Genomic DNA, 23,687 nt, shown 5'->3' with positions numbered 1-23,687 from the left:
GGTAAAGGTCAAGACCTCTTTCGAGGCCTTGCGTTTTAAAGACGATTCATACAATTAAGCGCGTCGAAAGCTTGAAGCAATCGAACTTTAAGAGCTTCTTCGCCCGATCTCAACCATTTGCGCGGATCGTAGTATTTTTTATTGGGTTTATCGTCGCCTTCGGGATTGCCGATTTGACCTTGCAGATACGGAGCGTATTTTTCGGCATACTCTTTAACGCCTTCCCAAAAAGCCCATTGCGTATCGGTGTCGATGTTCATTTTGATCACGCCGTAACCGACCGCTTCGCGAATATCCGAAAGCTCGCTACCGCTACCTCCGTGAAAAACGAAATTAACGGGTTTTGCCATCGTTGCAAATTTAGTTTCGATATATTTTTGAGAATTATCCAAAATTTTCGGCGTTAAGTGAACGTTTCCGGGCTTATACACGCCGTGAACGTTTCCGAACGATGCGGCAACCGTAAAATAAGGGCTGATTTTCATCAAGGTTTCATACGCATACGCCACGTCTTGCGGTTGCGTATAAAGTGCCGAGTTATCAAGTCCCGTATTGTCGACGCCGTCTTCTTCGCCGCCCGTGCAACCTAGTTCGAGTTCAAGCGTCATACCGATTTTACTCATACGCGCCAAATACTCCGCACACGTTTTGACGTTTTGTTCTAAAGGTTCTTCAGAAAGGTCTAACATGTGAGAACTAAAAAGCGGTTTACCCGTTTGTGCAAAATGCGCTTCACTTGCCTTTAAAAGCTCGTCGATCCACGGTAATAGTTTGCGTGCGGCATGATCGGTATGCAAGATAACCGCAACACCGTATGCTTCGGCTACCGTATGCACATGTAACGCTCCGCTGATCGCACCCAACACGCCGGCTTGGAGACCGCTCACACCTTTGCCCGCATAAAACTCGGCACCGCCGTTAGAAAATTGAATAATCACCGGAGAATGAGCCGCTTTTGCCGCTTCTAAAACGGCATTGATCGAATCGGTTCCCACGACGTTGACCGCAGGAATAGCATAGGCATTCGCTTTTGCGATTGCAAACACTTTTTGGACGTCTTCGCCCGTAACGACACCCGGTTTTACAAAATCAAAAATTTTTGCATTCACCATAAAACGCCTTTGTTTTTAATTTTTACACGCCTTCCGGGCAAAGCCCGAAAAGCTACGCTTCGCTTTGACTAAAGCTTGCCTCTTGCGAGGCAGAAAGAACTGCCTTGCTTTAACGATCTATCATTTTAACGCCTTAGCGGCAAAGCGCAAGGCGTGTCATTTGACTATTTCGTCGTTACTTTAGCGTTTTGGCGTAATTTTTTAGCTTTTTCGGAAACTTGAACACGGAATTTTTCCATTTTCAAACCGTTTTCGATGTTAGCTTTAACCGTTTCAAACGTTGCTTTTTCAGCCGCTTTCGTATCTTCGACTAAAATAACGTGGTATCCGAATTGTGTTTGAACGGGAACTTTCGTAATTTCGCCTTTTTTAAGCGCAAATGCCGCATCCGCAAAAGGTTTTACCATTTGATTTGCCGCAAACCAACCGAGATCGCCACCGCCTTGACCGCTAGGACCCGTTGATTTGGTCGTTGCAAGTTCAATGAATTTATCGGCAAGTTTTTGACCGGAAAGACCGTCGAGTTGTTTGATGACGTCTTTAGCTTCTTCTTCCGTTTTAACAAGGACATGTCGTGCTTTTACGGTTGCCGGTTGCATAAATTTATCGGCATTTTTATCGTAATAGTCTTTGACTTCTTGAGGGCTTACTTTGACGCCGTCAAAGATTTTTTTCATCCAAACTTCAAGGGCTAAATCGCTCTTAATGCGTTTGAGTGCTTCGGCATAATCTTTGTCTTTTTCGACGCCGCTTTTCATCGCTTCGGCGGTTAACAATTTACGTTCAATCGCTTGCTCGACGATTTTTTGTTTGGCATCTTCGGGGAGTGTCTCAAACTTTGCACCTTGCATTGCGCGCATTAATACCGCAATATCTTGATCCGTTACGTCTTCGCCGTTAACGGTTGCAAAAACCGTCGCATTTAAACTCACGCCAAGTACTGCCGCGGCAATACTACTTAGAATAATTTTTTTCACTCAAGTCCTTTAAGAAAGTTATTGTGGAATTCTATCTAAAATGATATTACGATTTCTTAAATAAAGTGTTAATTTCAAGGATTAGCGGTATAATTTTTCCAAAAAGAATCAAGGTTTAGTCAATTATGAAAAAAGCCGCCGCCAAAGAAGTTCAAGCCATTAAAGCCTTTTTTTTAGAGCATTATGCGCAAGCCGTTACGGAATTACGCTATCACTCGTTGTACGAGCTTTTGGTATGCGTTATGCTCTCCGCACAATGCACCGACAAACGCGTCAACATCATTACTCCCGAGCTTTTTAAACACTACCCGGACGTCCAAGCCTTAGCTTCCGCCGATCTTGAAAACGTCAAAGCCCTGATTCGTTCGTGTTCGTTCTTTAACAACAAAGCGCAAAACCTCATCAAGATGGCGCAAACCGTCGTTCAAACATACGGCGGAGAAATCCCGCTTGACGAAACGCAACTGATCACACTCGCGGGAGTCGGACAAAAAACGGCTCACGTCGTTATGATCGAGTACGCCAAAGCGAATTTGATGGCGGTCGATACGCACGTTTTTCGCGTCGCTCACCGATTGGGGCTTTCAAATGCTAAAACAGCCGTTAAAACCGAAGAAGAGTTAACGAAACTTTTTAAGAACGATTTGGATACGCTCCATCAAGCAATGGTATTGTTCGGCAGATACCATTGCAAAGCGATCAAGCCGCTTTGCGATACCTGCCTTTTGCAGCCTTATTGTAAAAGTAAAGACGGGTTTAAAGCCGTTTAACCCGTGACCGTATCGATCCATTTGATCGAACATCCCATAGAAGGGTGTTGGACTTTTGGGGCTTCTTGTTTGCTAAAAAGCAACATAATCGCTTCGCGGAGCTCCTCTTCTTTCACGGCGGATTCATCGCGCCAATTATCGTCGATACGCCCGTGATAATAGAGTTTTTGTTCCGCATCGAATAAAAAGATATCGGGCGTACATGTCGCGCCCAAACTCTGTGCGACTTCTTGTTTTTCATCAATCAAATACGGGAAGAAAATGCCCATTTCGGCAATTTTATCACGCATATGCGCCGGCGAATCTTCCGGATAATTGGGATGAATGTTCGGGTTGATCGCAACGGTCGTAATATCCAATTTTTTCGCAAACTCCGCTACGGCGACCAGACGTTTCCACACTGCGTTGGCATAAGGGCAATGATTACACATCACCGCCAGCAAAAAACCGCCTTTGCCGAAGAGCGTTTTACTGCTCAACCCGTTTCCGTCGGGATCTTCAAGACTAAAATGTTTAAGCGGCGTACCTAAAGCAATAGGAGCCGATTGAATCAGTGCCATGAGTTAATCCTTATAAAATGAAATAATTTTTTGAACGACATGTGCAATGCGCTCTACCGAATCCAAATCGCATTCTTCGCGTACCGAATGGGGATAGCGAATCGTAGGTCCGATGGAGACCGCTTCAATTTTTTTCGATTGGCGCGCGACGAGTTCACCGCATTCGAGCCCTGCATGAATTGCTTTAAAGACGGCATGCGGGTAAAAAGTTTGCATGGCGTCTCGTACAACGTCGGCAAAAGCACCGACGGAAGGCTTCCATGCTCCGTGTCCGCCTTCTAGCTTACATGTAAAGCTAAAACCCTTAAAAAACGCCGTCGTTTCGTTTGCAAGTATAGCTAAATTTTCATCATCCATCGCACGAATCGACACTTCGACGTGAAGTTCGTTTTGCTTTTGCGTCACGATACCTAAATTCATGCTCAAAGAGGGAATATCCAAGGTTTTGTCCCATGCGCGAACGCCTTGAGCAAAAGCACCCAAAGCACTGACGATACGATCGCTTTGAACGAGTGCGTGCGTAAAACGTGCGTCTTCAAGGCGTCGTACCCGTATGCGAGGATCGGTGATGCCTAAAGGGTGAGAACACGCAACGACTGCCGTAGCACTTTTAGGAATGGCATTTAAACGTTCTCCGCCCTCAATCGAAACGAGTCGAATCTCCTTTTGATGCAATAACTCGTACGCCAATGCTTTAATCGCCGAGGGGATCGGTTTATCGATATCGACGCCCGAATGACCGCCTAAAAAATCAAATGCATGCACTTCGTAAAGCAATGCCTCTTTTTCCAACGGCACGTACGTGAGCTCTAGCGTTGCATGCACGTCAACGCCTCCGGCGCAACCGATGTAAATTTCGCCCGCTTCTTCCGCATCTAAATTTAAAATATAATCCGATCGTAACGGTAATGAAAATCCCATCGCACCTAAAAGTCCGACCTCTTCGTCGCTCGTAAAAAGGCATTCCAAATCGTCGTGACGCTCCATCGCCCAGAACATGATCGCCATGCCCATACCGTTGTCCGCACCGAGTGTCGATGCGCGCGCTTTGAGCCAAGAATCCTCTTGATAAAGCACTATCGGATCGGTATCGCCGATGCATACCATATCGTAATGCGCCTGTAAACAAACGCGCGGCGTTCCTTTGACGCATAAAACGTTACCGCAAGCGTCTTCTTGTACTCTAAAGCCTAAATCGGAAGCAAAATTCTTAATAAAATCCTTCATTTTTTCGGCATGGTAACTGCAACGGGGAATCGCGCTAATCGCTTTAAAATGTTCTAAAATCGCTTGCATACTGACCCTTGAAAAATTAATCGTCGAATGGTATTATACCCGCTATGAAAACAATATTAATCCTTTTACCTCTTTTTATTTTTCAAGGATGCCTCTATTTTAACGATCGCGGCGTATCGGGAAGATACTATAACGATTGCAAAGAATACTACGATTCGATGGGCGTCTATCACAAAACGTGCGACGAAAATATCGTGGATTATAAAACCGTCACCGACGGCGTGGGTAAAGGCGTCGATAAAACCAAAAGCCTTTTTGAATAATGTCTTCTTTGGATACGATTCGCCAAGAGCGCCTCGCTTGGCTTGAGTGGAAGGATATTAAGCCGATGCGAGAAGCTCTTTCTTCGCTTCCGCAGTTTAAAAACCTACATGTAACGCTTGAAGACTGTATTCACGTCGATGACGCCTCCGTTTCTTCAGCAGTACGAAACCTCGTTCACGAGTGCGCTCAAAAACTGATGCCGTGGCGAAAAGGACCCTTTCGACTCTTCGATACCTTCATCGATACCGAATGGCAAAGCTTTATCAAATACAACCTTTTAGAGCCTCATTTCGATTTGTCGGATAAAATCGTCGGCGACATCGGTTGTAACAACGGCTATTACCTTTTTCGCATGTTAACGCAAAAGCCTAAAAAATTGGTCGGATTCGACCCTTCCGCTTTGTACAAAACCCAATTTGACTTTATCAATCGTTTTGTTCAAAGCGACATCGTCTACGAAATGCTCGGCGTCGAACACCTTCCCCTGTACGAACACCGTTTCGATACGCTTTTTTGTTTAGGAGTTTTGTACCACCGAAGCGATCCGATTCAAACCCTCAAAGCACTCTATCAAGGCTTAAATCAAGGAGGCGAACTCTTCTTGGATACTTTTATGATCGAAGGAGAGAGCCCCGTTGCACTTTGCCCCGCACAAACCTATTCTAAAATCCCCAACGTCTATTTCGTTCCGACGGTTCAAGCCCTTTTCAATTGGCTGGAACGCGCTAAATTTAAAGACGCGGAAGTCTTGGAAATCAAAGTTACCGATACGAACGAACAACGTAAAACCGAATGGATTTTCGGCGAGAGTTTGGAACATTTTCTAGATCCGAAAGACCCGAGTCGCACGATAGAGGGATATCCCGCTCCAAAACGCGTTTACGTTAAAGCAAAACGCTAAAACGCCGATTTGTTTTTCATATTTTAGAGCAAGGATGCTAGATGGGCAAGAATAAGTTAGGACTCGTCAAAGAGATGATCGAAAATGCGACGACATACGACGAGACGTCGTCTGAAGATGCAATCGACGAGTCGATGACCGACGAAAACGTAATCGACTTCCACGAAGGACTTAAAACCCATCAAAAAATTAAAAATACCTATGTCGGATCGCTAAGTGCTCTTTCCAAAAACAATGCTAAAGTGATACTTCAAACCACTTATGAAATGGCGGTAGACGATTTAGGTTTAGTGCATAACGGCTTTATTTTCGGTGCGGCGGAGTATGCCGCCGTTGCAGCCATCAACGAAGCCAATCTCGTCGTGATCGGATGTCGCTCGAAATTTTTTGCGCCTGCGCGCGTCGGCGATATTATCTCCTTTGAAGCAAAAGGACGGTTTGAAGAAGCGCGTAAACGCGAAGTCAAAGTCGTCGGTATCATCAACGAAATCAAAGTGTTTGAAGGCGTTTTTCAAGCCGTTTTACTCGAACACCATATTTTAGAAACGAAATTAGACGATTTACAAGCCAATCTCGCCAAAGAGTTTGCTTAAAAATATTCTAGCCAATACGGTATATTCTTCTGTTCCTCTTTAACGCTGGTTTTCTCGCCGTGTCCGGGAAAGATTTCCCAATCGTCTTGAAGTGTTAAAAACTGCTCTAAACTGCGTCGCATTTGAGAAGCATCGCTGTAAGGAAAATCGTACCTACCGATCGATCGGCGAAAAATAAAATCCCCGCTAAAAAGTTTATCGACAATACGGATCATACTACATCCGGGCGTATGTCCCGGACAATGCAAAAACGTGACGTCGATACCCTCTATCGTAAAGCTTTGGTTACCCACGACTTCCACGTCGGCTTTCGATGAAGGCGTTCCTTGTAAAAAAGGATCGTTTTCGAGCATAAAGCAATCGTCTTTAGGCGCATAAATCGGGACGGAAAATCGTTTGACCAATGCGGCGTTGCTCCAAACATGATCGAAATGACCGTGCGTATTTAAAATGGCGACCGGATGCTTTACATTACGCTCCACCCAAGCAAACGCATCGACACCCGGATCGATAATCAGTTCTTTATCCTTTATTTTGACGATATAACAGTTCGTTCCGTACGCGCCGCATGCGCGATGCATTATTTCCATCATCGATCCTTCTAAGACTAAAAGAGCCATTTTAAAAAGTGTAACATAACTCTTCTTGGATTTCTTTTGAAGCTTAAAAGAATGCATTAATTTTATCTTGTGTATAATTAGTCGACTTAGGCGCGCACGGATAGGTTACATGTCAGTCTAAGCCGCCATGCAAAGACAAAGAGTTCCGCAAAAACGTTTAGAAAGTCGTTGCTCACATTTTGTAAAGGTCGTAGTATGAACAAATATGAAAAAATCGAAGCTTACTTGGTTCAATTTTTGAAAGACGAAGTCGCCAAAGCGGGATTTTCCAAAGTCGTTTTAGGCATTAGCGGCGGCGTAGATTCGGCCGTGGTGGCTCTTTTAGCACGTCAAGCGTTTCACAACGATCTTTTGGGACTGATGCTTCCGGCTTCAACTTCCAGTAACGCTAGCATAGAACATGCAAGCGAATTATGCGAAAAATTCGGCATTCGCTATGAAAAAATTCCCGTAGGGTCATTAGTCGATCTCTACTTCAGCCATCATCCCGACGCTTCAAAACTGCGTATCGGAAATTTTAGTGCGCGTATGCGTATGTCCGTTTTATACGATATTTCCGCACGTGAAAACGCACTGGTTTTAGGCACGGGCAATAAAAGCGAAATTCTGTTAGGCTACGGTACGATTTTCGGCGATTTGGCATGCGCGATCAATCCCATCGGAAACCTTTACAAAACGGAAATTTTTGAACTGGCACGTCATTTAGGCGTCCCCGATTCTATCTTAAACAAAGCACCTTCCGCCGATTTATGGGAAGACCAAAGCGACGAAGGCGAGTTCGGTTTTACCTACGCTCAAATCGACAAAGTCCTCTTTGCCCATATCGAAGAAAAGAAAGATAAAAATGCTCTCATTGCGCTCGGTTTCGAACGTGAACTGGTCGAAATGACCCTAAATCGTATCGAAAACAATCGTTTCAAAGGTAAACTTCCCACTATCGCTGATTTACATAGCGTCAAATAAAGGACTATTATGAAAGAAATACCGTTTTACAAGCCTTACATCGATCAACGCGAGCGTTCCTTAATCAACGAAGTCTTAGATTTGGAAAAAGCCAATAAAGTCGAAACGCTTGAGAAAGAATTTATCAAGTACATCGATTGCGGCGATGCGATTTCAACCGTAAACGGTACGGCGGCAATGCATCTTGCGATGTGCGCGTTGGATCTCAAACGCGGCGATAAAATCATCTGTTCGGTAAACGCTTTTCCTTCCGTAGCCGAAGTCGTACGTCATTTTGACGCCGAGCCGATTTTTGTCGATATCGACAAAGACGATTTTAACATCGATGTCGATCAGCTCGAAAGCGTTCTTAAAAACAACAAAGCTAAAAAACTCAAAGGTGCGTTTATCAGCCATATCGCGGGGCAACCTGCCGATATGAATCGCATTTACGAATTGGCGCGCCATTACGACATTAAAATCGTCGAAGATGCAACCGCGGCACTCGGTGCAACGTACGAGAAGAAAAAAATAGGCTCACTTGAAGCCGATATTACCGTTTTTCGCTTCAATCCGCAATCCAATTACTCCGTCTCCAGCGCAGGCATTATGACGACCAAAGACGAAGAGTTAAGCCGTCGCGCACGTCTTTTGCGTAACCATGCGATCGTCAGCGAAGGCTGGGATAAATTCGGCAACATCGGTTACGTGTACGACGTCGTCGATATCGGACTCAAATACGATCTCAACGAGCTTAATGCCGCTTTTGCGATCGGACAATTGGAAAAAAACGACGATTTTATCGAACGAAGAATGGAAATCGCCGATATTTACAACCGTGAACTCGCTTCGTGCCCGCACGTCAGCACTCCGATCAAAAAACGCGATCATGTTTACACGCAATACATCATTAAAATCGATAAGAATCGCGATAATTTTGCTCGTGAATTGAAAGATAAAGGTATTTACACGGGACTTCATTTTATTCCCCTACACCTTTTAAGCTACTACAAACACAAATACAACTTACGGGTTAACGATTTTCCAAAAGCTCTCAGCAACTATCAGCAAATTCTCTCTTTGCCGATTTATTCGAGCCTCAGCGATAAAGAGGTTTTACACGTGTGCGAACAGATCAAAGAAATTGCAAAAAACCGTGTTTAAAAACCCTAAATTCGTTTTATGGGTAGAAGAGTATCTCTTTTACCCTCATACGTTGAGTCACAAGCTCCTTTCGTATGCTCTTTTACCGATCAGCTTTCTTTATTGTGCGATCACCCTTTTTAAACGTTACCGAGGGAAAAAGAAACGGCTGAGCTTTGGAATTCCGATTGTCAGCGTCGGTAATTTAACCCTCGGAGGTAACGGGAAAACGCCTTTTTGCATCACGCTGGCGCAACAGTATGACAACGTTGCCGTCATTTTGAGAGGATACGGAAGAAAATCGCACGGCATGCTTGTCGTCAGCGATCGCGGACAAATGATGTGCGATGCGATGGCAAGCGGCGATGAAGCGATGTTGTACGCTAAAGCCTTGCCCGAATCTACCGTCATCGTCAGCGAAGACCGCGTCGATGCGATTCGCCTTGCCAAGAAAAAAGGGGCAAAACTCATCTTTTTGGACGACGGTTTTTCTAAAAGCCATATCGCTAAAATCGATATTTTAATGAAACCCAATCCCGAGCCGATCAATGCATTTTGCCTTCCGAGCGGTCCGTATCGGGAACCTCGCTTTTTATACCAAAAAGCCGATCTGATTATTACCGAAGGCGTTGATTTTTTCCGTCGCGTCGAGGTCGTTGCGCCGACGCGCAAAATGCTACTGGTCACCGCCATTTCCAAACCGAGCCGCTTAGACGCTTATCTCCCCGATAACGTGATCGGTAAAGTCGCCTTTCCCGATCATTACATGTACACGGAAAAAGAGCTTGAAACGCTGATGCACGAGCATCAGGCGACTTCAATACTCACGACGCAAAAAGACGCCGTTAAAATGGCAACGTTTGATCTGCCGCTTTCTATTTTAAAACTCGACATCGATATCTTCCCCGAAACGCTGACAAAAATCAACGCACTTTTAGCTCCTAAACGCTAAAATAATTCCTCTGAAATTGTCCCCAAAGGATACGAACGTGCAACATAAAATTCATCAAGCACAAATCTTAATGGACGCGCTTCCTTATATTAAACTTTTTAATAAAAAAACCATCGTGATCAAATACGGCGGTGCGGCGCAAATCAACCCCGAACTCAAAGAAAAATTTGCCAAAGACTTGGTGCTGCTTTACCTTGTCGGCATTAAACCTATCATCGTTCACGGCGGCGGCAAAAAAATCAATGCGCTTTTGGATAAACTCGACGTACAAAGCAGTTTCGTCGACGGACTTCGCGTCACGGACGAACATGTCATGGAAGTCGTCGAAATGGTTTTAAGCGGTAGCATCAATAAAGAGATTACGACGCTTTTGAACCATAACGGCGCAAAAGCCATCGGTATCACGGGAAAAGACGCCAATTTTATGCGTGCAAAACCTCTAAGCGAAGGACGCTACGGTTTGGTCGGCGATATTACGCATATTAATAAAAAAGTGATCAAAAAATTGATGGAAGAGAAATTTATTCCCGTCATCGCACCGATTGCCGCAGGCGATACGCCCGAACATCCCGGATACAACATCAACGCCGATCTTGCCGCCAGTAAGATCGCCGTGGCGCTCAAAGCCAAAAAAATCATCTTCTTAACCGATACTCCGGGCGTTCTCGATAAAGAAGGCAATCTGATTTCCGTTTTAGATAAAGCCAAAATCAAAGAACTCAAAAAAGACGGCACGATCAGCGGAGGAATGATTCCCAAACTTGATGCGTGCTTGGAAACCGTTCGTGCGGGCGTCGAATGTGCACATATCATCGACGGACGCATCGAACACTCGATTTTATTAGAGCTTTTTACCAAAGACGGTATCGGCACCATCATTAAAGAATAAGAGCTAAAGGAATTCCATGTTTATCGAAACTCGCGGAAACGACGGCATTAAACCTCAAAACGTCCCGTTTTCGTTTGCCATTTTAAATCCGAGCGCAAGCTTCGGCGGACTTTACGTACCCGAAACACTCCCTAAAATCGATGCCGATTTTTTAGAAAAAGCCGTTCATAAAAGCTACAAAGAGATTACGTTCGATATTTTACGTCTTTTTCAAATCGATATCGAAGAAAAAGTGATCCAAGAAGCACTCGCGCTTTACGATACGTTTGACGATGCAAAAGAACCTACACCGCTTGTGCAAATCGAAAACGACCTTTTCGTGAACGAGCTCTACCACGGACCGACGCGTGCCTTTAAAGACATGGCATTGCAACCTTTCGGTTATATTCTCTCCCATCTTGCGCAACAGCGAAACGAACAGTACCTTATCTTAGCGGCGACCAGCGGCGATACGGGACCTGCGACCTTGGATACTTTTGCCGATAAAGCGAATATTCACGTCGCATGCCTTTATCCAAGCGGCGGAACAAGCGACGTACAACGTCTTCAAATGACGACGCAAAAAAGTCGCAACCTTAAAGTCATCGGCATTCACGGCAACTTCGACGATGCACAAAACGCACTCAAAACGCTCTTAGCTTCACCGACGTTCAAAGAAGCTCTGCATGCAAAACAGATGAAACTTAGTGCTGCCAATTCGGTTAATTTCGGGCGCATTATCTTTCAGATCGTTTACCATATTTACGCCTATATCGCATTACTGAAACAACGTAAAGCAACGCTAGGAGAACCTTTTTACACGATTATTCCAAGCGGGAATTTCGGAAACGCTTTGGGAGCTTACTATGCCAAAAAGATGGGATTGCCGATTGAAAAAATCCTAATCGCTTCCAATATCAACAATATTTTAACCGACCTGATTACGACGGGTGTTTACGACTTGCGTCATCGAAGCTTGCTGCAAACCACTTCGCCGGCGATGGATATTTTGATCTCCTCCAACGTCGAGCGCGTTTTATTCGATAAGTTCGGAGCTGCACGTACCAAAGAGCTGATGGAGTCGCTCAAAGAAAACAAAGTCTATATGCTAAACAATCAAGAGCTTTTAGCTTTACAAGAAGATTTTGCGGCGGTGTATTGCGACGACGATTTCGGCAAAGATCAAATCCGTCATTATGCCGATAAAGGCTATGTACTCGATCCGCATACGGCAACGTGCCTCAAAGCCTATCAAACGCTGAAAGCCAAACCGCTTACGTGTGTTCTATGCTCAACCGCCGAATGGACGAAATTTGCACCCACAATGCTTAACGCTCTTCGACACGATACGCTCAAATACAGCGATAAAGAGGCATTGGAAGGCATCGCTCAAACCTTACATGTCACGATTCCACCTTGCATTCAAAGCCTCTTTAACGAAACGATCATTCACGATCGCGTCGTTGAAAAAGATCGCATCGAAGAAGAGATTTTTGATTTCTTAAACGCTACATGTCAAAAGGATGCACAGTGATTATCATCCCAGCGCGTTTTGCATCGACGCGCTTTCCCGGTAAGATTTTAGCTCCAATTGACGGTATTCCGATGGTGATCGCAACCGCTAAGCGCGTAGAACATCTCGACGATGTTGCGATTGCCGCCGATACGGCAGAAGTTGTGGCATTAGCCCAATCTTACGGATTCAAGGCGATTTTAACTTCAAAAGAGCATCAAAGCGGAACGGATCGCATTAACGAAGCCGCATCCAAACTCAGCCTTCCTTCCGACGAAATCATCGTGAACGTGCAAGCAGATGAGCCGTTTATCGAGGAAAGCGTCGTTCAACACGTGATCCAACGTGCCGAACAAACCAAAGCATTGATTACCAGCGCATGCAAACCGATCGATCTTTTACATGTCAAAGACCCCAATCTCGTCAAGGTCATTTTAGATGCCGACGATCAAGCGATCTATTTTTCCAGAAGTGCGATTCCTTATGATCGTGAAGGCGGTTTCGAGGGTTATTTCGGGCATTTAGGGATTTATGCCTTTCGTAAAGAAGCATTGGAAACTTTTTGTGCGCTTCCTTATGCACCTATTGAACATATCGAAAAACTGGAACAACTACGCGCCCTATACCACGGCTATAAAATTGCCATGGTCAAAGTGCACAGTCAAAGCTTCGGTATCGACACCCCCGAAGATTTAGAGCGCGCATTGCGCTTTTTTAACCGTTCGTAAGCACAAACTCTTGGGAAGACGTATCGAAGCGATATGTCTCCATCGGATTTTCTCCGACTTGAAACATAATACGGCACTCTAAAAATCCTGATTTATCCAAAGCTTTACCCACAACTTCCATGATAAACGCTCGCGTGCTAAACAAATGCGTCGTCGTATCGCCCTCATATGCGAACGACTCCCCGCTAATAGGCGTAAAACCCTCTTTTTTCAAATGCTTTTCAAAAACGACTTGATCGTTTAAGCCCTCGACGTCAACAACTAAAATCACTTTCATTTAGTGCCCTACTTTCTCGATATGTGTTAAAAATTCGTCGGCGTTTTTATAACCGACAAGGCGCAGTTCGCTTATTTCTTGGGCATTTTTAAAAAATAAAATTGCCGGAGGTCCGAAAATACCGAACGCTTTTTGGAGCTTTTTATCTTCATCGCTGTTGTTCGTTACGTCGATTTTCACCCGCTCCATCGTTTTGAGCTTCTCTTGAACGCGAGCGTCTTGGAACGTAAAACGCTCAAACTCGACGCAATTCACACACCAATCGGCATAAAAATCGACCATAACGGGTTTTTGCGCTTTGGCAATGAACGCGTTTAACTCCTCTAACGTTTTGACATGTAACATGGAAGCGTCTGACGAAGAGGCGGTATGAAGCGTATTTTCTTTCAACGTCAAGCGTTCAAACGGAGAAAGTGGATTGCTAGCACCGCTTAAAAGCCCTACAAATAAAGCAATCCCGTAGAGCAAAACGATAAACCAAAATCCTTTGATAAGTCTTTTCCATCCGCTCACAGTGTTCGCAAGCGGTTCGATTGCACCGAAAAAGAGCGCGGAGAGAAGGCATAAAAGCATCCACAATCCCATCGTAACAAACGAAGGAAGGATACGAGAAAGCATCCAAACGGCCACGCCCAAAAGCGTCACGCCGAAAAAAGCCGTTACGTTTTGCATCCATGCGCCCGGACGCGGCATGTAGCGCCCTGCCGTCGTTCCGATTGCCAAAAGCGGAACGCCCATACCCAAGCTCATAACAAACAAAGCCGTTCCGCCCAAAAGGACGTCTCCCGATTGCCCGATATAAATCAAAGCGCCCGCCAAAGGAGCCGCAACGCACGGGCCGACGATCAACGCCGACACAAACCCCATAACCGCGATACCCGCTATTCCTTGCGATTGTGCTTCGTCGGACGTTTTACTGAGTCTATTTTGAATGCGGCTTGGCATCTTAATTTCAAAGAAACCGAACATCGATAACGCCAATACGACGAACATCGCGCTAAACACGCTAATCACCCATGGATTTTGCAACGAAGCTTGTAAATTGGCCCCAAAAAGTGCCGCTAAAATTCCCGCGATCGTATACGCCGATGCCATTGAAAGAACGTATACCAACGATAAAACGAACCCTTTTTTTGCACCCATCGCCACACTCGGCTGAGAGACGATGATGGACGAGAGGATCGGAATCATCGGGAAAACGCACGGCGTAAGCGATAAAAGCAATCCAAAACCGAAAAAGCTCAAAAGAATCCAACCGTAATTGCCTTCCGCTAAACGCATCGCAATCGCGTCTTGCTCCGAAAGAGAAGTTTTAGAAGCAGCTTGTTGGTCGAATCTAAACTGTTTAACTTGAGGCTGATAACAAATTCCCATCTCCGCACACCCTTGGTATGAAACCTTAAGCTCAAACGCGGAAGCTTGAGAGGCAAGAAGAGGTTCCGGGATCAACATCTCAAAAGATCGACGTTGGGTTTGATATTCGTGAAACGATTCGGCCGGCGGGCGCGTTAAAGAAGAGGTAATATCGCGACTTTTCGGCGTTAAAAGCTCTATTTTGATCTTATCGTCGTATAAATAAACGCCCTGTGCAATCGTAAACGCGATACGAATGCCTTGAGTATCGCGCGAAGTTGTCACGTTAAACGCTTCTTCGGGAGTTAAAATTTTAGGTTTTTCGATCGCAAATAACGAAATCGCGAAGAAAAGAACTAAGCAAAAAGAGCTTACAATACGTTTCACAATGTTACCTTTAAAAAAAGAATGATTTATTGTAGCGAATAAGCCTAAATATTTTTTAAATTACAACGATTTAAAGGCATTCAAGGGCTAAAAGGAAGAGGAATGGGAAAGAAAAAGAAAACAAAAATCGCCTTTCAAAATGAAGAGATTCTTGCTTCAAAAGAAGAAAAACATGATGACAAAGTTCAAATTTGGGTCAAAAAAAGCGAGCTAAAATATGAAAAAGAGCTTACAAAACTCCAAGTCGAATTGCTGAAATTTCAAAACCATGTGAAAGATAAAGGCTTAAAAGTTCTGATTCTCGTCGAAGGACGCGATGCGGCAGGCAAGGGTGGAACGATTAAACGCATTACCGAACATCTTAACCCGCGAGGCGCGCGTATCGTCGCACTTTCCAAGCCCTCCGATACGGAGCGTTCGCAATGGTATTTCCAACGTTATACCCAACACCTACCCTCTGCCGGAGAAATCGTTTTGTTTGACCGTTCATGGTACAATCGCGCCGGCGTTGAACCGGTGATGGGTTTTTGTACCCAAGAAGAACACAAAGAGTTTTTACGCGAAGTCCCAAAATTTGAAACCATGTTGGTCAATTCGGGCATTATTTTATTCAAATTCTATTTTTCGGTCGGAAAAGAAGAACAAGCCAAACGTTTTAGAGAACGCAAAACCGATCCGCTTAAACAATTTAAACTCTCTCCCGTCGATGAAAAATCGCAAGAACTTTGGGACGAATACACGGTCGCCAAATATTCCATGCTTTTAGCATCCAACAATCCGCGTTGTCCGTGGACGATTATTTTATCCGACGATAAACGCAAAGCCAGACTCAATACGATTCGCCACATCTTACAAAACGTCGATTATCCCGATAAAATTAAGAAAAAACATCTAACACTTGATCCAAACGTCGTACGAACCGGTAAAGAAGAAATTGAGATTATGGAAAAAAGCTTACCGAGCGAAAACCTCTCTCATCTCAACGGATAAATCCTATTTTAAATCTTTAACCAAAAGATTCACATAACGCATCTCAAGCTTGTCTCGCGCCTCTAGGCGCATAAGCTTGAGTGCATTATACGTACTGTACGCACCTCGATACGGTTTAATCGTAATCATAGCATCGAACATATCGCATACCGCAAGAATTTTTCCGAACATACTGATACGATCTTCCTTCGCGCCTTTAGGATACCCGCTACCGTCCAAACGCTCGTGATGATCTTTAATGGCATTTAAAATCACGCGATCTTTCAGTCCGCTTTGACGAACCATGTGGGCACTCGCCTCTGCATGTCGTTGTATAAGCTTATACTCAAATTCCGATAAGAAATCCGATTTGTGTAGCAGCTCTTCATCCAATTCCGTCTTACCGACATCATGCAAAATGGCGGCAATCAGCAACTTCTTTTGATCACTAAAATCCAAATTGATATGACTTCCTATCATGGCTGCGAAAAAAGCGACTTTGACTAAATGTGCCGCCAAATCGTCTTCTTCATCCAAAAAATCATTGAACTTTGAAAGCGTTAAATGCTCACTATTGGCGACAAAAACGAATTCTTCCATTAAAAAAGATACCGCATCCACGGGAACGAGTTCACGCTGCTTGGATTGCAACCAAGCATTTAAAAGGTACTTGGAATACGTATAGATAATCTTTAATTTATCGTGCAATGATTGCGATTGCTTTAAAAGAGACTTCATATCATAGCATTGCGCTAAAACTTCCTCTAATTCCTGTGTTTCGTAAGACGTATGCCTCTCACCGATTTGAGGAGAAAAGCGCTGTACATACGTTTTATAATCTTCGTATTTTCGTGTTTGAACAAAAATTTGGAGGTTTTTTTGTACCAGTTTACGATACGTCGACTCGTTTAAGAACGTACCGCTTTCAAGAACGATAAAAAAACCGTTAAACCTCTGAATATAACAATCAAAAGGGAGGACGGAGCCTAGTTTAAAGACCCGAGTATCTACGGGGGTAAAGCCTTGTTTCAAAAAGAGTTTAATGATTTTGCTCATAATACAACCTTGAATCTACAAGACGATTATATAAAGAGAATTATATATTTTTGTTTAAAACTTATATTTCTAATAATTAAAGAAAGTCAGGAAAAGGGAAAGAGGTATCCAAGCGTTAAAAGGCTTGGATACCGAAAAGAAAAAGAAGTTTATTCGACTTCGGCGTCGATGACGTCGTCGTCTTTTTTAGCTTTAGGCTGTTCGCCTCCGGCGGCTCCGCCTTGCTCTTTTTTATACATCGCTTCGGCTAGTTTATGGCTGGCTTCGCTTAATGATTTCACTTTAGCGTCGATTTGCTCTTTGGTCGCACTTTCATTCGCGAGAACCTCTTTAAGAGCTTTAAGCTCTGCTTCGATTTTCGTCTTATCTTCGGCACTAATCGCATCGCCCATCTCGCCTAAAGATTTTTCGGTTTGATGCGCTAATGCATCGGCTTGATTACGTGCGTCAACCGCTTCTTTACGTTTTTTGTCCTCTTCTTTATGCAATTCTGCATCTTTAACCATTCTTTCGATTTCGGCGTCATCGAGTCCCGAACTGCCGGAAATTTTAATCTCTTGAGCTTTACCCGTCGCTTTATCTTTCGCAGAAACGGTTAAAATACCGTTGGCATCGATGTCAAAAGAGACTTCGATTTGCGGTACGCCGCGGGGTGCCGGTGGAATGCTCTCAAGGTTAAATTGACCGAGCGATTTATTATCGCGTGCAAATTCACGCTCACCTTGAAGTGCGTGAATCGTAACGGCAGGTTGATTATCTTCCGCGGTCGAGAAGACTTGCGACTTTTTAACCGGAATCGTCGTACCTTTTTCAATCAATTTCGTCATAACGCCGCCCAACGTTTCGATACCGAGGCTTAGAGGCGTAACATCGAGTAGAAGAATATCTTTGACGTCGCCTTTAATAACCGCGCCTTGGATAGCCGCACCGATCGCAACGACTTCATCCGGATTTACGGATTTGTTGAGCTCTTTTTCGAAGAACTCTTTCACTTTTTGTTGGACTAAAGGTACACGCGTTGATCCGCCGACCATAACGATTTCTTTAATTTCGCCTTTTTTAAGATCGGAATCATTGACGACTTCTTTGATTTTCTTGATCGTCAATGCTACCAAATCTTCAATCATCGATTCAAATTTTGCACGCGTAAGCTTTTTAACCAAGTGTTTTGGACCGGTTGCATCGGCTGTGATAAACGGTAAGTTCACCTCGGTCTCCATGGAAGACGAAAGCTCTTTTTTTGCATTTTCCGCTGCTTCTTTGAGACGTTGAAGTGCCATCACATCCGCTTTTAAATCGATACCGTTTTCACTTTTAAATTCACCGACTAACCAGTCGATAAGACGGTTATCAAAGTCGTCACCGCCCAAGAAGGCATCTCCGCCCGTTGCCAATACTTCAACGACGTTATCGCCCGTTTCCAGTACGGTAACGTCGAACGTTCCGCCGCCGAGGTCGTAAACAACGATTTTTTCCGCTTCTTTTTTATCCAAACCGTAAGCTAACGCTGCTGCCGTCGGCTCGTTAATAATACGCAACACGTTCAATCCGGCAATCGTACCGGCTTCTTTCGTCGCTTTTCTTTGGCTATCGTTAAAATATGCCGGAACGGTAATAACCGCATCGGTCACGCTCTCGCCCAAAAAGCCCTCTGCATCTTCTTTAAGTTTCATCAAGACTTTGGCGCTAATTTCTTGTGGAGTGTACACTTTGCCGTCGATTTCAATCGCACATGCACCGTTTCGGTCGACAACCGCGTAAGGAAGACGTTTTTTCGCTTCACCGGCTTTTTCTTCGTTGCTCATCAAACCCATAATTCTTTTGATAGAATAGATGGTGCGCTTAGGATTCGTTACCGCTTGGCGTTTTGCCGTATCTCCGACTAAAACCTCTTCTTTGTCCGTAAAGGCAACAACCGAAGGGGTCGTATTTTTTCCTTCTTTGTTAGGAATAACTTTACTCTCTCCTCTTTCATACACGGAAACGCATGAATTGGTCGTTCCCAAATCTATACCGATTACTTTTCCCATTTTTTATCCTTTATTTAATTTTAATATAAATGCCGATAAACGCAAGATTGCTTTATTTGGCGATACTGACCATTGCCGGTCGTAAAATTCTATCCTTGATTTTATAGCCTTTTTGAAAGACTTGTAAAATCTCCCCGCTTTGCTTCTCTTCACTCTCAAGTTGCATCACCGCTTCATGAACGTTCGGATCAAAACCGCCTTCACTTTCAACCAGTTCGATTCCGTGTTTTTCAAAAGCTTTTCGGAACTGCTCAATCGTTAGTTCCAACCCTTCTTTAACTTTTCCTAAAAGTTCCGTGCTATCGATTTCGGTATTTTTACCGGCTACGAGAGCCATCTCTAACGCATCGATTACGGGAAGTAGGTCTCTTGCAAAGACTTCATGGGCATAAGAGATCGCCTGCATTTTCTCTTTTTCCAAACGACGTTTGATATTATCGAAGTCGGCATTGGCTCGTAAATATTTATCTTCAAGCTCGGCAAGCTTGGTTTTTAATTGTTCGACTTCATTGTTTTCCGAACACGGCTGCGCATCGCATACCGCTTCCGAGCAAACGTCTTGCGTCACTTCCTCGGGAGCAGCTTCTTGCCGCTGTTGCTCTTCGTTTAACGGTTCATTCACGTTTTACTCCTTCACTTGATTGAAAAAATCTTCGAAATCACTCTCGATGCGACCGAAACACAACATGTCGGCCATCGCATTTTGGTCTTTTAATTGAACCTTTTGTTTTACCGCCATGCATCCAAACGGAATAAATCCGTCAAAATACAAACCGTCTTCAATCGATTCTAGAAAATGCAATCGTCTAAAACGCTCTATAAACGCATCGGTTTGAAATTCTTGCGCAATCGCATACATCTCTTTTTCGCCTTCTCGAAGAAGCGGAGATTGCTGAAAAATCATCGAAAGTTTTTCATGTAGCTCGTAAAGACCTACCTGCACGGAAATATCTTTAAGTTCGCGCATCGTACAGCCGATAAGGCGTTGAAGAAACTGCTCCACTTTCGTATTGTATTTTAATGCAACTTCGTGTGCGTCAAAGACTAAAATCAAAAAGCGATCCTGAACGGCAACGATCTCTTTAAAAATAGCTTCAGAACTTCTTTCGACGACGCAAAAAAGCTGATGTTCGTTCGTGGAACGTCTCAACTTCTCGATATTTTTAATTTCGACGGGAAGCGACGTGTCGATACGCTCTTGCCAATACCCTTGCAATGCTCGGTGTGTCGGTACGCGCCCGCTACTGACATGGAGCTGAACTAACGATCCTTCTTCGGAAAGCTTTTTAAAATAGATGCGAATCGTTGAAGGCGAAATCCCTAACGTCATCTTCATTTGAAGTTCGGATGAGCCGATAGGCATTTTCGACTTCAAATAAGCTTGAATAATCGATTCTAAAATCAACGCTTGCTTCGAAGGTTTTTTCATTTTTTAGCACTCTTGTTATTTAATTGCTGATGTAATTATACAACATTGAGTCAAGTATTGTCAAGTAATACCGTTTAAGACTGACATGTCAGAAAAAGCGTTAGTGAGATCAGGCGTAGGTCAATCATTTCAATAAAAAAAGAGTGAATATGCTCGCATACCAAACGCGCGAGAATGAACAACTCTCGTAATATAAAGTTCTTTTGAAAAACTAAAATGCAAACAAAATTAAAAAAATATACTTCATTTTTAGACTTTATTTGTTCTCAATTATTAAAAAACATCGTTTCAATCTGCTGCATTTTCGTAAGTGACAAATCTCCTGTTAAAGCTAAAAGGTTTAGCTCATTAAGGAGCATTTCATAAAAGGTAATGGCTAGTTCACTTTTCATTGATTGAAATTTAGTTTCAGCTTCTAAAATATCTACTTGGCTTTTTGTACCCTCTTTTTCTCCTTGTCGTATCGCCAATAAATACATTTGAGCAGAATGCTTCGCTTCTTCTAAAATGCCAATGCTTTCCAATAAGGATTCTCGTTGTGTCCAAATATCTTCAAATTGATCTAATATTTGTGTATTAACGGCATTGAAGTTTTCTGAAGCTGCATGAAAAAGCAAAGTTGCTTCTTGAACTCTGGATTTTGTATATCCTCCTTGATATAAAGGGACACTAATCTGAACCATCGCCTTATTGTCATATTTATGAGCCACAAGATCATTGGTATAGTTTTGTGCTTTACTCACAACTAAATCTACTTTGGGGTAATGTTCATACTTACGTATATCCATCTCCATCCTAGCCGCTTCTTTAGAGAGTTCTGCAATTTTACTATCTTTGTTATTTTCCTGCAGACGTTTTTTCCAAAGAGATTTGGCTTTAGAAAATTTTTGAATATCATAGTTACCTTCGTAAGGTAGCACTTGATGAACACTCTGTCCTATTAAGCGTTCTAACTTAGCTTTTTCAGCTTGAAATTCTCTCTTCTTTGCAACATAATCTACTAACGCTTTATCTTTATTCGCTTTTACATCAAGCATTTCAATTGTATTTGAAAACCCTAAAGGAAGCATACTAAGAATTTTTTGATACTTACTTTCATAGAATATTTTCTGCGTATCAAGTTTTTCCATCTCCATTGAAATTTGTAAAACCTTGAAATAAGCCTTCGCAACATCAATACCTAATTGCTGTTCTTGCTGAGATAGTTCCTCTCTAGAAGCATCATACCTCGTTTTGGATTGTTCAATAACATCAAGGATTTCAGGTCGATACAAGGGTTGAACCAACGATAATGAATAGGTTTTATACATCTCAGAGGTGCTTTCACCATTGTAATATGTTTCGTATTCATATTTACCGCCCGATCCTGTTAAATCGATTTTGGGATAGAGCTTTGATTTTGCTTGCTCAATGCCCTCAGCCGTTGCATCTGTTTTATAACTTTGCGCTTTATACTTTGGAGCATAGGAGAGTGCTAGTTCATAGGCTTGATAAAGATGTAATGATTCGTCATTCGCATGGGCTAAGGATACGCAGAACCAAAGCAAGGAAATTAATCCTTTTTTAATCATCGCTCTCTTCCTGATTCCTGCCACGCTTTTTGTACAGGGGATAGGAGATATTCCATAACGGTGCGTTTACCTAAATGAATTTCACAAACCGTTTGCATACCTGATGTAAGATTGAGTATTTTGTCATCCAAGTGTATATGTTGAGCATTCAATTTAATTAAAGCTTTATAGTTCATTACCATCGTTTGTTGCGGCGATGAATTGCCATTACTCGATGCATCCATTTGAGGTTGTTGCGATTGGATAGAATCCGCTCCAACATGGATAACCTCTCCTTCTATCATGCCGTATTTTTGAAAAGGATAGGCAGTCAGTTTTATCTTAACCTCTTGTCCAGGATGCACAAATCCTACATCTTCATTTTTGATCATCACTTCTGCTTGAAGCGGATCATCATAAGGTACTAAAGACATTAAAACAGAACCTGGAGAAACAACAGAGCCTTGTGTATGTGTGGCAAGATCTTTAATAATCCCACTTTGAGGAGCTTTTAACTCTAAAAGAGTGGCTTTATGGAGATTTTTCCCCCACTCTTGGATTAATTTATTATATTGAGATTGAGCATCGGAGCGCTCATTTTCAAGTTGACTATTATGATTAGACGTAATCTGTGCTAACCGCTTTTCTGAAGCTTTGACTGCGGCAAGAAGCCCTTGAACCGTTGATTTTTGGGCACGAAAATCTTGTTCTTTTTCGATTCGTTCACGCTCTTTGTCTTGTGCTTCTATTTGGCTTACAAATCCTTCTTTTGCAAGTTTTTCAAACGAAGCAGCATTGCGTTGATATAAAGGTAATGTCTGTGCTAGTTTTTCTAAAACCTCTTTAGCAGAAAAGAGATCATGCTGTACTTTCTGAAGATTTTGCACTTCTTGAGAAAAAGCATCTTCATACGCTTGTAGATTTGCCTCATAATGTTGTTTGGTTTTCAAAAAGAGATCTTGTGGATCTTCGGGTAATTGCACAAATTTACCTTCACCAAGTTCGGCATCGATTCTTCTTAATTGTAATGCTCTAAGTCTCATTTCACCTTCGACACTTTGAGTATCTGAAAGGGTGCTGTTTGCATCCATGCGCATGAGAACATCGCCTTGTTGAACAGACTGCCCTTCATGCACTAAAATTTCTTGCACAATACCACCATCAGCGGGTTGTACAATCTTGACATAAGATTTTGGAATGAGCTTACCCTCAGCAGATGCCACAATGTCAAGCTTTCCAAAAATTGCCCATGCCAATAAAATACAAAAGAGCACAAGCACCAAATACAGAATGACTTTTGGCAATTTACGTGGAGGACTCTCCTGAATTGCCAAAAGCCTGGGAGCAAACTCTATGGCTTCTTTAGAAATCAGAGCAATGCGCGAATTGTCCATCCG

The 23,687-nt window shown here is 43.2% G+C and carries 24 protein-coding genes; 11 read left to right on the top strand and 13 right to left on the bottom strand.

Annotated features, from left to right (window positions below; all coding sequences use genetic code 11):
- Positions 1 to 35 precede the first annotated feature (35 nt).
- A complete protein-coding gene (gene fbaA / locus NL930_RS05670; protein WP_254375951.1) occupies positions 36 to 1,112 on the bottom strand; it encodes a class II fructose-bisphosphate aldolase in 1,077 nt (358 codons plus the stop codon).
- Positions 1,113 to 1,276: 164 nt separating this feature from the next.
- Complete coding sequence (locus NL930_RS05665; RefSeq protein ID WP_039672628.1) at positions 1,277 to 2,089, bottom strand: peptidyl-prolyl cis-trans isomerase; 813 nt, start codon at positions 2,087 to 2,089, stop codon at positions 1,277 to 1,279.
- A 125-nt stretch (positions 2,090 to 2,214) separates the two neighbouring features.
- Here NL930_RS05665 and nth point away from each other — a divergent pair, with 125 nt between their 5' ends.
- Positions 2,215 to 2,859 carry an endonuclease III gene (nth, locus tag NL930_RS05660; RefSeq protein WP_254375950.1) on the top strand — a complete coding sequence of 215 codons (645 nt, stop codon included), beginning with the start codon at positions 2,215 to 2,217 and terminating at the stop codon, positions 2,857 to 2,859.
- Here the strand turns inward: nth and NL930_RS05655 are convergent.
- Both NL930_RS05655 and NL930_RS05650 read right to left on the bottom strand, forming a co-directional pair.
- Positions 2,856 to 3,419 (bottom strand): thioredoxin family protein, encoded by a 564-nt coding sequence (locus tag NL930_RS05655; RefSeq protein WP_039672632.1) that lies wholly within the window; start codon positions 3,417 to 3,419, stop codon positions 2,856 to 2,858. The two genes, nth and NL930_RS05655, sit on opposite strands and share 4 nt — an antisense overlap.
- Positions 3,420 to 3,422: 3 nt before the next feature.
- Positions 3,423 to 4,715 carry a M20/M25/M40 family metallo-hydrolase gene (locus NL930_RS05650; protein WP_254375949.1) on the bottom strand — a complete coding sequence of 431 codons (1,293 nt, stop codon included), beginning with the start codon at positions 4,713 to 4,715 and terminating at the stop codon, positions 3,423 to 3,425.
- 44 nt (positions 4,716 to 4,759) lie between these two features.
- Here NL930_RS05650 and NL930_RS05645 point away from each other — a divergent pair, with 44 nt between their 5' ends.
- From NL930_RS05645 to NL930_RS05635, 3 genes are read left to right on the top strand one after another with little or no spacing between them, the layout of a single operon-like run.
- The gene (locus NL930_RS05645) at positions 4,760 to 4,978 is read left to right on the top strand and encodes a hypothetical protein (protein WP_039672637.1); all 219 of its coding nucleotides are present in this window, start codon (positions 4,760 to 4,762) and stop codon (positions 4,976 to 4,978) included.
- On the top strand, positions 4,978 to 5,880 hold the full coding sequence (gene cmoB / locus NL930_RS05640) for a tRNA 5-methoxyuridine(34)/uridine 5-oxyacetic acid(34) synthase CmoB (RefSeq protein WP_254375948.1): 903 nt from the start codon (positions 4,978 to 4,980) through the stop codon (positions 5,878 to 5,880). The genes NL930_RS05645 and cmoB overlap by 1 nt, the downstream gene beginning before the upstream one ends.
- 41 nt (positions 5,881 to 5,921) lie before the next feature.
- Complete coding sequence (locus NL930_RS05635) at positions 5,922 to 6,473, top strand: hotdog domain-containing protein (protein ID WP_039672642.1); 552 nt, start codon at positions 5,922 to 5,924, stop codon at positions 6,471 to 6,473.
- Here NL930_RS05635 and NL930_RS05630 read toward each other — a convergent pair.
- Entirely contained in the window at positions 6,470 to 7,063 is a 594-nt protein-coding gene (locus NL930_RS05630; protein ID WP_254375947.1) for an MBL fold metallo-hydrolase, read from the bottom strand. The two genes, NL930_RS05635 and NL930_RS05630, sit on opposite strands and share 4 nt — an antisense overlap.
- Positions 7,064 to 7,288: 225 nt before the next feature.
- Here NL930_RS05630 and NL930_RS05625 point away from each other — a divergent pair, with 225 nt between their 5' ends.
- From NL930_RS05625 to kdsB, 6 genes are read left to right on the top strand one after another with little or no spacing between them, the layout of a single operon-like run.
- Positions 7,289 to 8,056 carry an NAD+ synthase gene (locus tag NL930_RS05625; protein WP_039672647.1) on the top strand — a complete coding sequence of 256 codons (768 nt, stop codon included), beginning with the start codon at positions 7,289 to 7,291 and terminating at the stop codon, positions 8,054 to 8,056.
- A gap of 9 nt (positions 8,057 to 8,065) precedes the next feature.
- The gene (locus NL930_RS05620) at positions 8,066 to 9,199 is read left to right on the top strand and encodes a DegT/DnrJ/EryC1/StrS aminotransferase family protein (RefSeq protein ID WP_039672648.1); all 1,134 of its coding nucleotides are present in this window, start codon (positions 8,066 to 8,068) and stop codon (positions 9,197 to 9,199) included.
- A complete protein-coding gene (locus tag NL930_RS05615; RefSeq protein ID WP_254375946.1) occupies positions 9,192 to 10,130 on the top strand; it encodes a tetraacyldisaccharide 4'-kinase in 939 nt (312 codons plus the stop codon). The genes NL930_RS05620 and NL930_RS05615 overlap by 8 nt, the downstream gene beginning before the upstream one ends.
- Before the next feature lie 37 nt (positions 10,131 to 10,167).
- Positions 10,168 to 11,019, top strand: a complete 852-nt coding sequence (gene argB, locus NL930_RS05610; protein ID WP_039672651.1) for an acetylglutamate kinase — start codon at positions 10,168 to 10,170, stop codon at positions 11,017 to 11,019.
- A 16-nt stretch (positions 11,020 to 11,035) separates the two neighbouring features.
- On the top strand, positions 11,036 to 12,532 hold the full coding sequence (gene thrC / locus NL930_RS05605; protein ID WP_254375945.1) for a threonine synthase: 1,497 nt from the start codon (positions 11,036 to 11,038) through the stop codon (positions 12,530 to 12,532).
- Complete coding sequence (gene kdsB / locus NL930_RS05600; RefSeq protein ID WP_254375944.1) at positions 12,529 to 13,239, top strand: 3-deoxy-manno-octulosonate cytidylyltransferase; 711 nt, start codon at positions 12,529 to 12,531, stop codon at positions 13,237 to 13,239. The genes thrC and kdsB overlap by 4 nt, the downstream gene beginning before the upstream one ends.
- Here kdsB and NL930_RS05595 read toward each other — a convergent pair.
- On the bottom strand, positions 13,226 to 13,516 hold the full coding sequence (locus NL930_RS05595; protein WP_039672655.1) for a hypothetical protein: 291 nt from the start codon (positions 13,514 to 13,516) through the stop codon (positions 13,226 to 13,228). The genes kdsB and NL930_RS05595 overlap by 14 nt on opposite strands.
- Positions 13,517 to 15,256 carry a protein-disulfide reductase DsbD gene (gene dsbD, locus NL930_RS05590; protein WP_254375943.1) on the bottom strand — a complete coding sequence of 580 codons (1,740 nt, stop codon included), beginning with the start codon at positions 15,254 to 15,256 and terminating at the stop codon, positions 13,517 to 13,519.
- A gap of 102 nt (positions 15,257 to 15,358) precedes the next feature.
- On the opposite strand from dsbD, the gene ppk2 reads away from it, so the two are divergent.
- Positions 15,359 to 16,246 (top strand): polyphosphate kinase 2, encoded by an 888-nt coding sequence (gene ppk2, locus NL930_RS05585; protein ID WP_060825747.1) that lies wholly within the window; start codon positions 15,359 to 15,361, stop codon positions 16,244 to 16,246.
- Between the two features lie 3 nt (positions 16,247 to 16,249).
- Here ppk2 and NL930_RS05580 read toward each other — a convergent pair whose 3' ends face one another.
- The 6 genes from NL930_RS05580 to NL930_RS05555 all read right to left on the bottom strand — a co-directional run bounded on the left by NL930_RS05580 (position 16,250) and on the right by NL930_RS05555 (position 23,684).
- Positions 16,250 to 17,281, bottom strand: coding sequence for an HD-GYP domain-containing protein (locus tag NL930_RS05580; protein ID WP_254375942.1), 1,032 nt, complete (start codon positions 17,279 to 17,281; stop codon positions 16,250 to 16,252).
- A 149-nt stretch (positions 17,282 to 17,430) separates the two neighbouring features.
- A complete protein-coding gene (gene dnaK, locus NL930_RS05575) occupies positions 17,431 to 19,311 on the bottom strand; it encodes a molecular chaperone DnaK (RefSeq protein ID WP_039672659.1) in 1,881 nt (626 codons plus the stop codon).
- A gap of 52 nt (positions 19,312 to 19,363) precedes the next feature.
- Entirely contained in the window at positions 19,364 to 19,933 is a 570-nt protein-coding gene (gene grpE, locus NL930_RS05570) for a nucleotide exchange factor GrpE (protein ID WP_041961658.1), read from the bottom strand.
- A gap of 3 nt (positions 19,934 to 19,936) precedes the next feature.
- Positions 19,937 to 20,740 (bottom strand): HrcA family transcriptional regulator, encoded by an 804-nt coding sequence (locus NL930_RS05565; protein WP_039672663.1) that lies wholly within the window; start codon positions 20,738 to 20,740, stop codon positions 19,937 to 19,939.
- Positions 20,741 to 21,006: 266 nt separating this feature from the next.
- On the bottom strand, positions 21,007 to 22,311 hold the full coding sequence (locus NL930_RS05560; protein ID WP_254375941.1) for a TolC family protein: 1,305 nt from the start codon (positions 22,309 to 22,311) through the stop codon (positions 21,007 to 21,009).
- Positions 22,308 to 23,684, bottom strand: a complete 1,377-nt coding sequence (locus NL930_RS05555) for an HlyD family type I secretion periplasmic adaptor subunit (protein WP_254375940.1) — start codon at positions 23,682 to 23,684, stop codon at positions 22,308 to 22,310. Before NL930_RS05555 ends, NL930_RS05560 begins: the two co-directional genes overlap by 4 nt.
- Positions 23,685 to 23,687: the final 3 nt, after the last annotated feature.

The sequence above is a fragment of the Sulfurospirillum sp. hDNRA2 genome (genome assembly GCF_024206095.2).
Taxonomy (GTDB): domain Bacteria; phylum Campylobacterota; class Campylobacteria; order Campylobacterales; family Sulfurospirillaceae; genus Sulfurospirillum.
The sequence above is the reverse complement of the archived record's forward strand: the minus strand, read 5'-3'. Positions and strand labels throughout refer to the sequence as shown.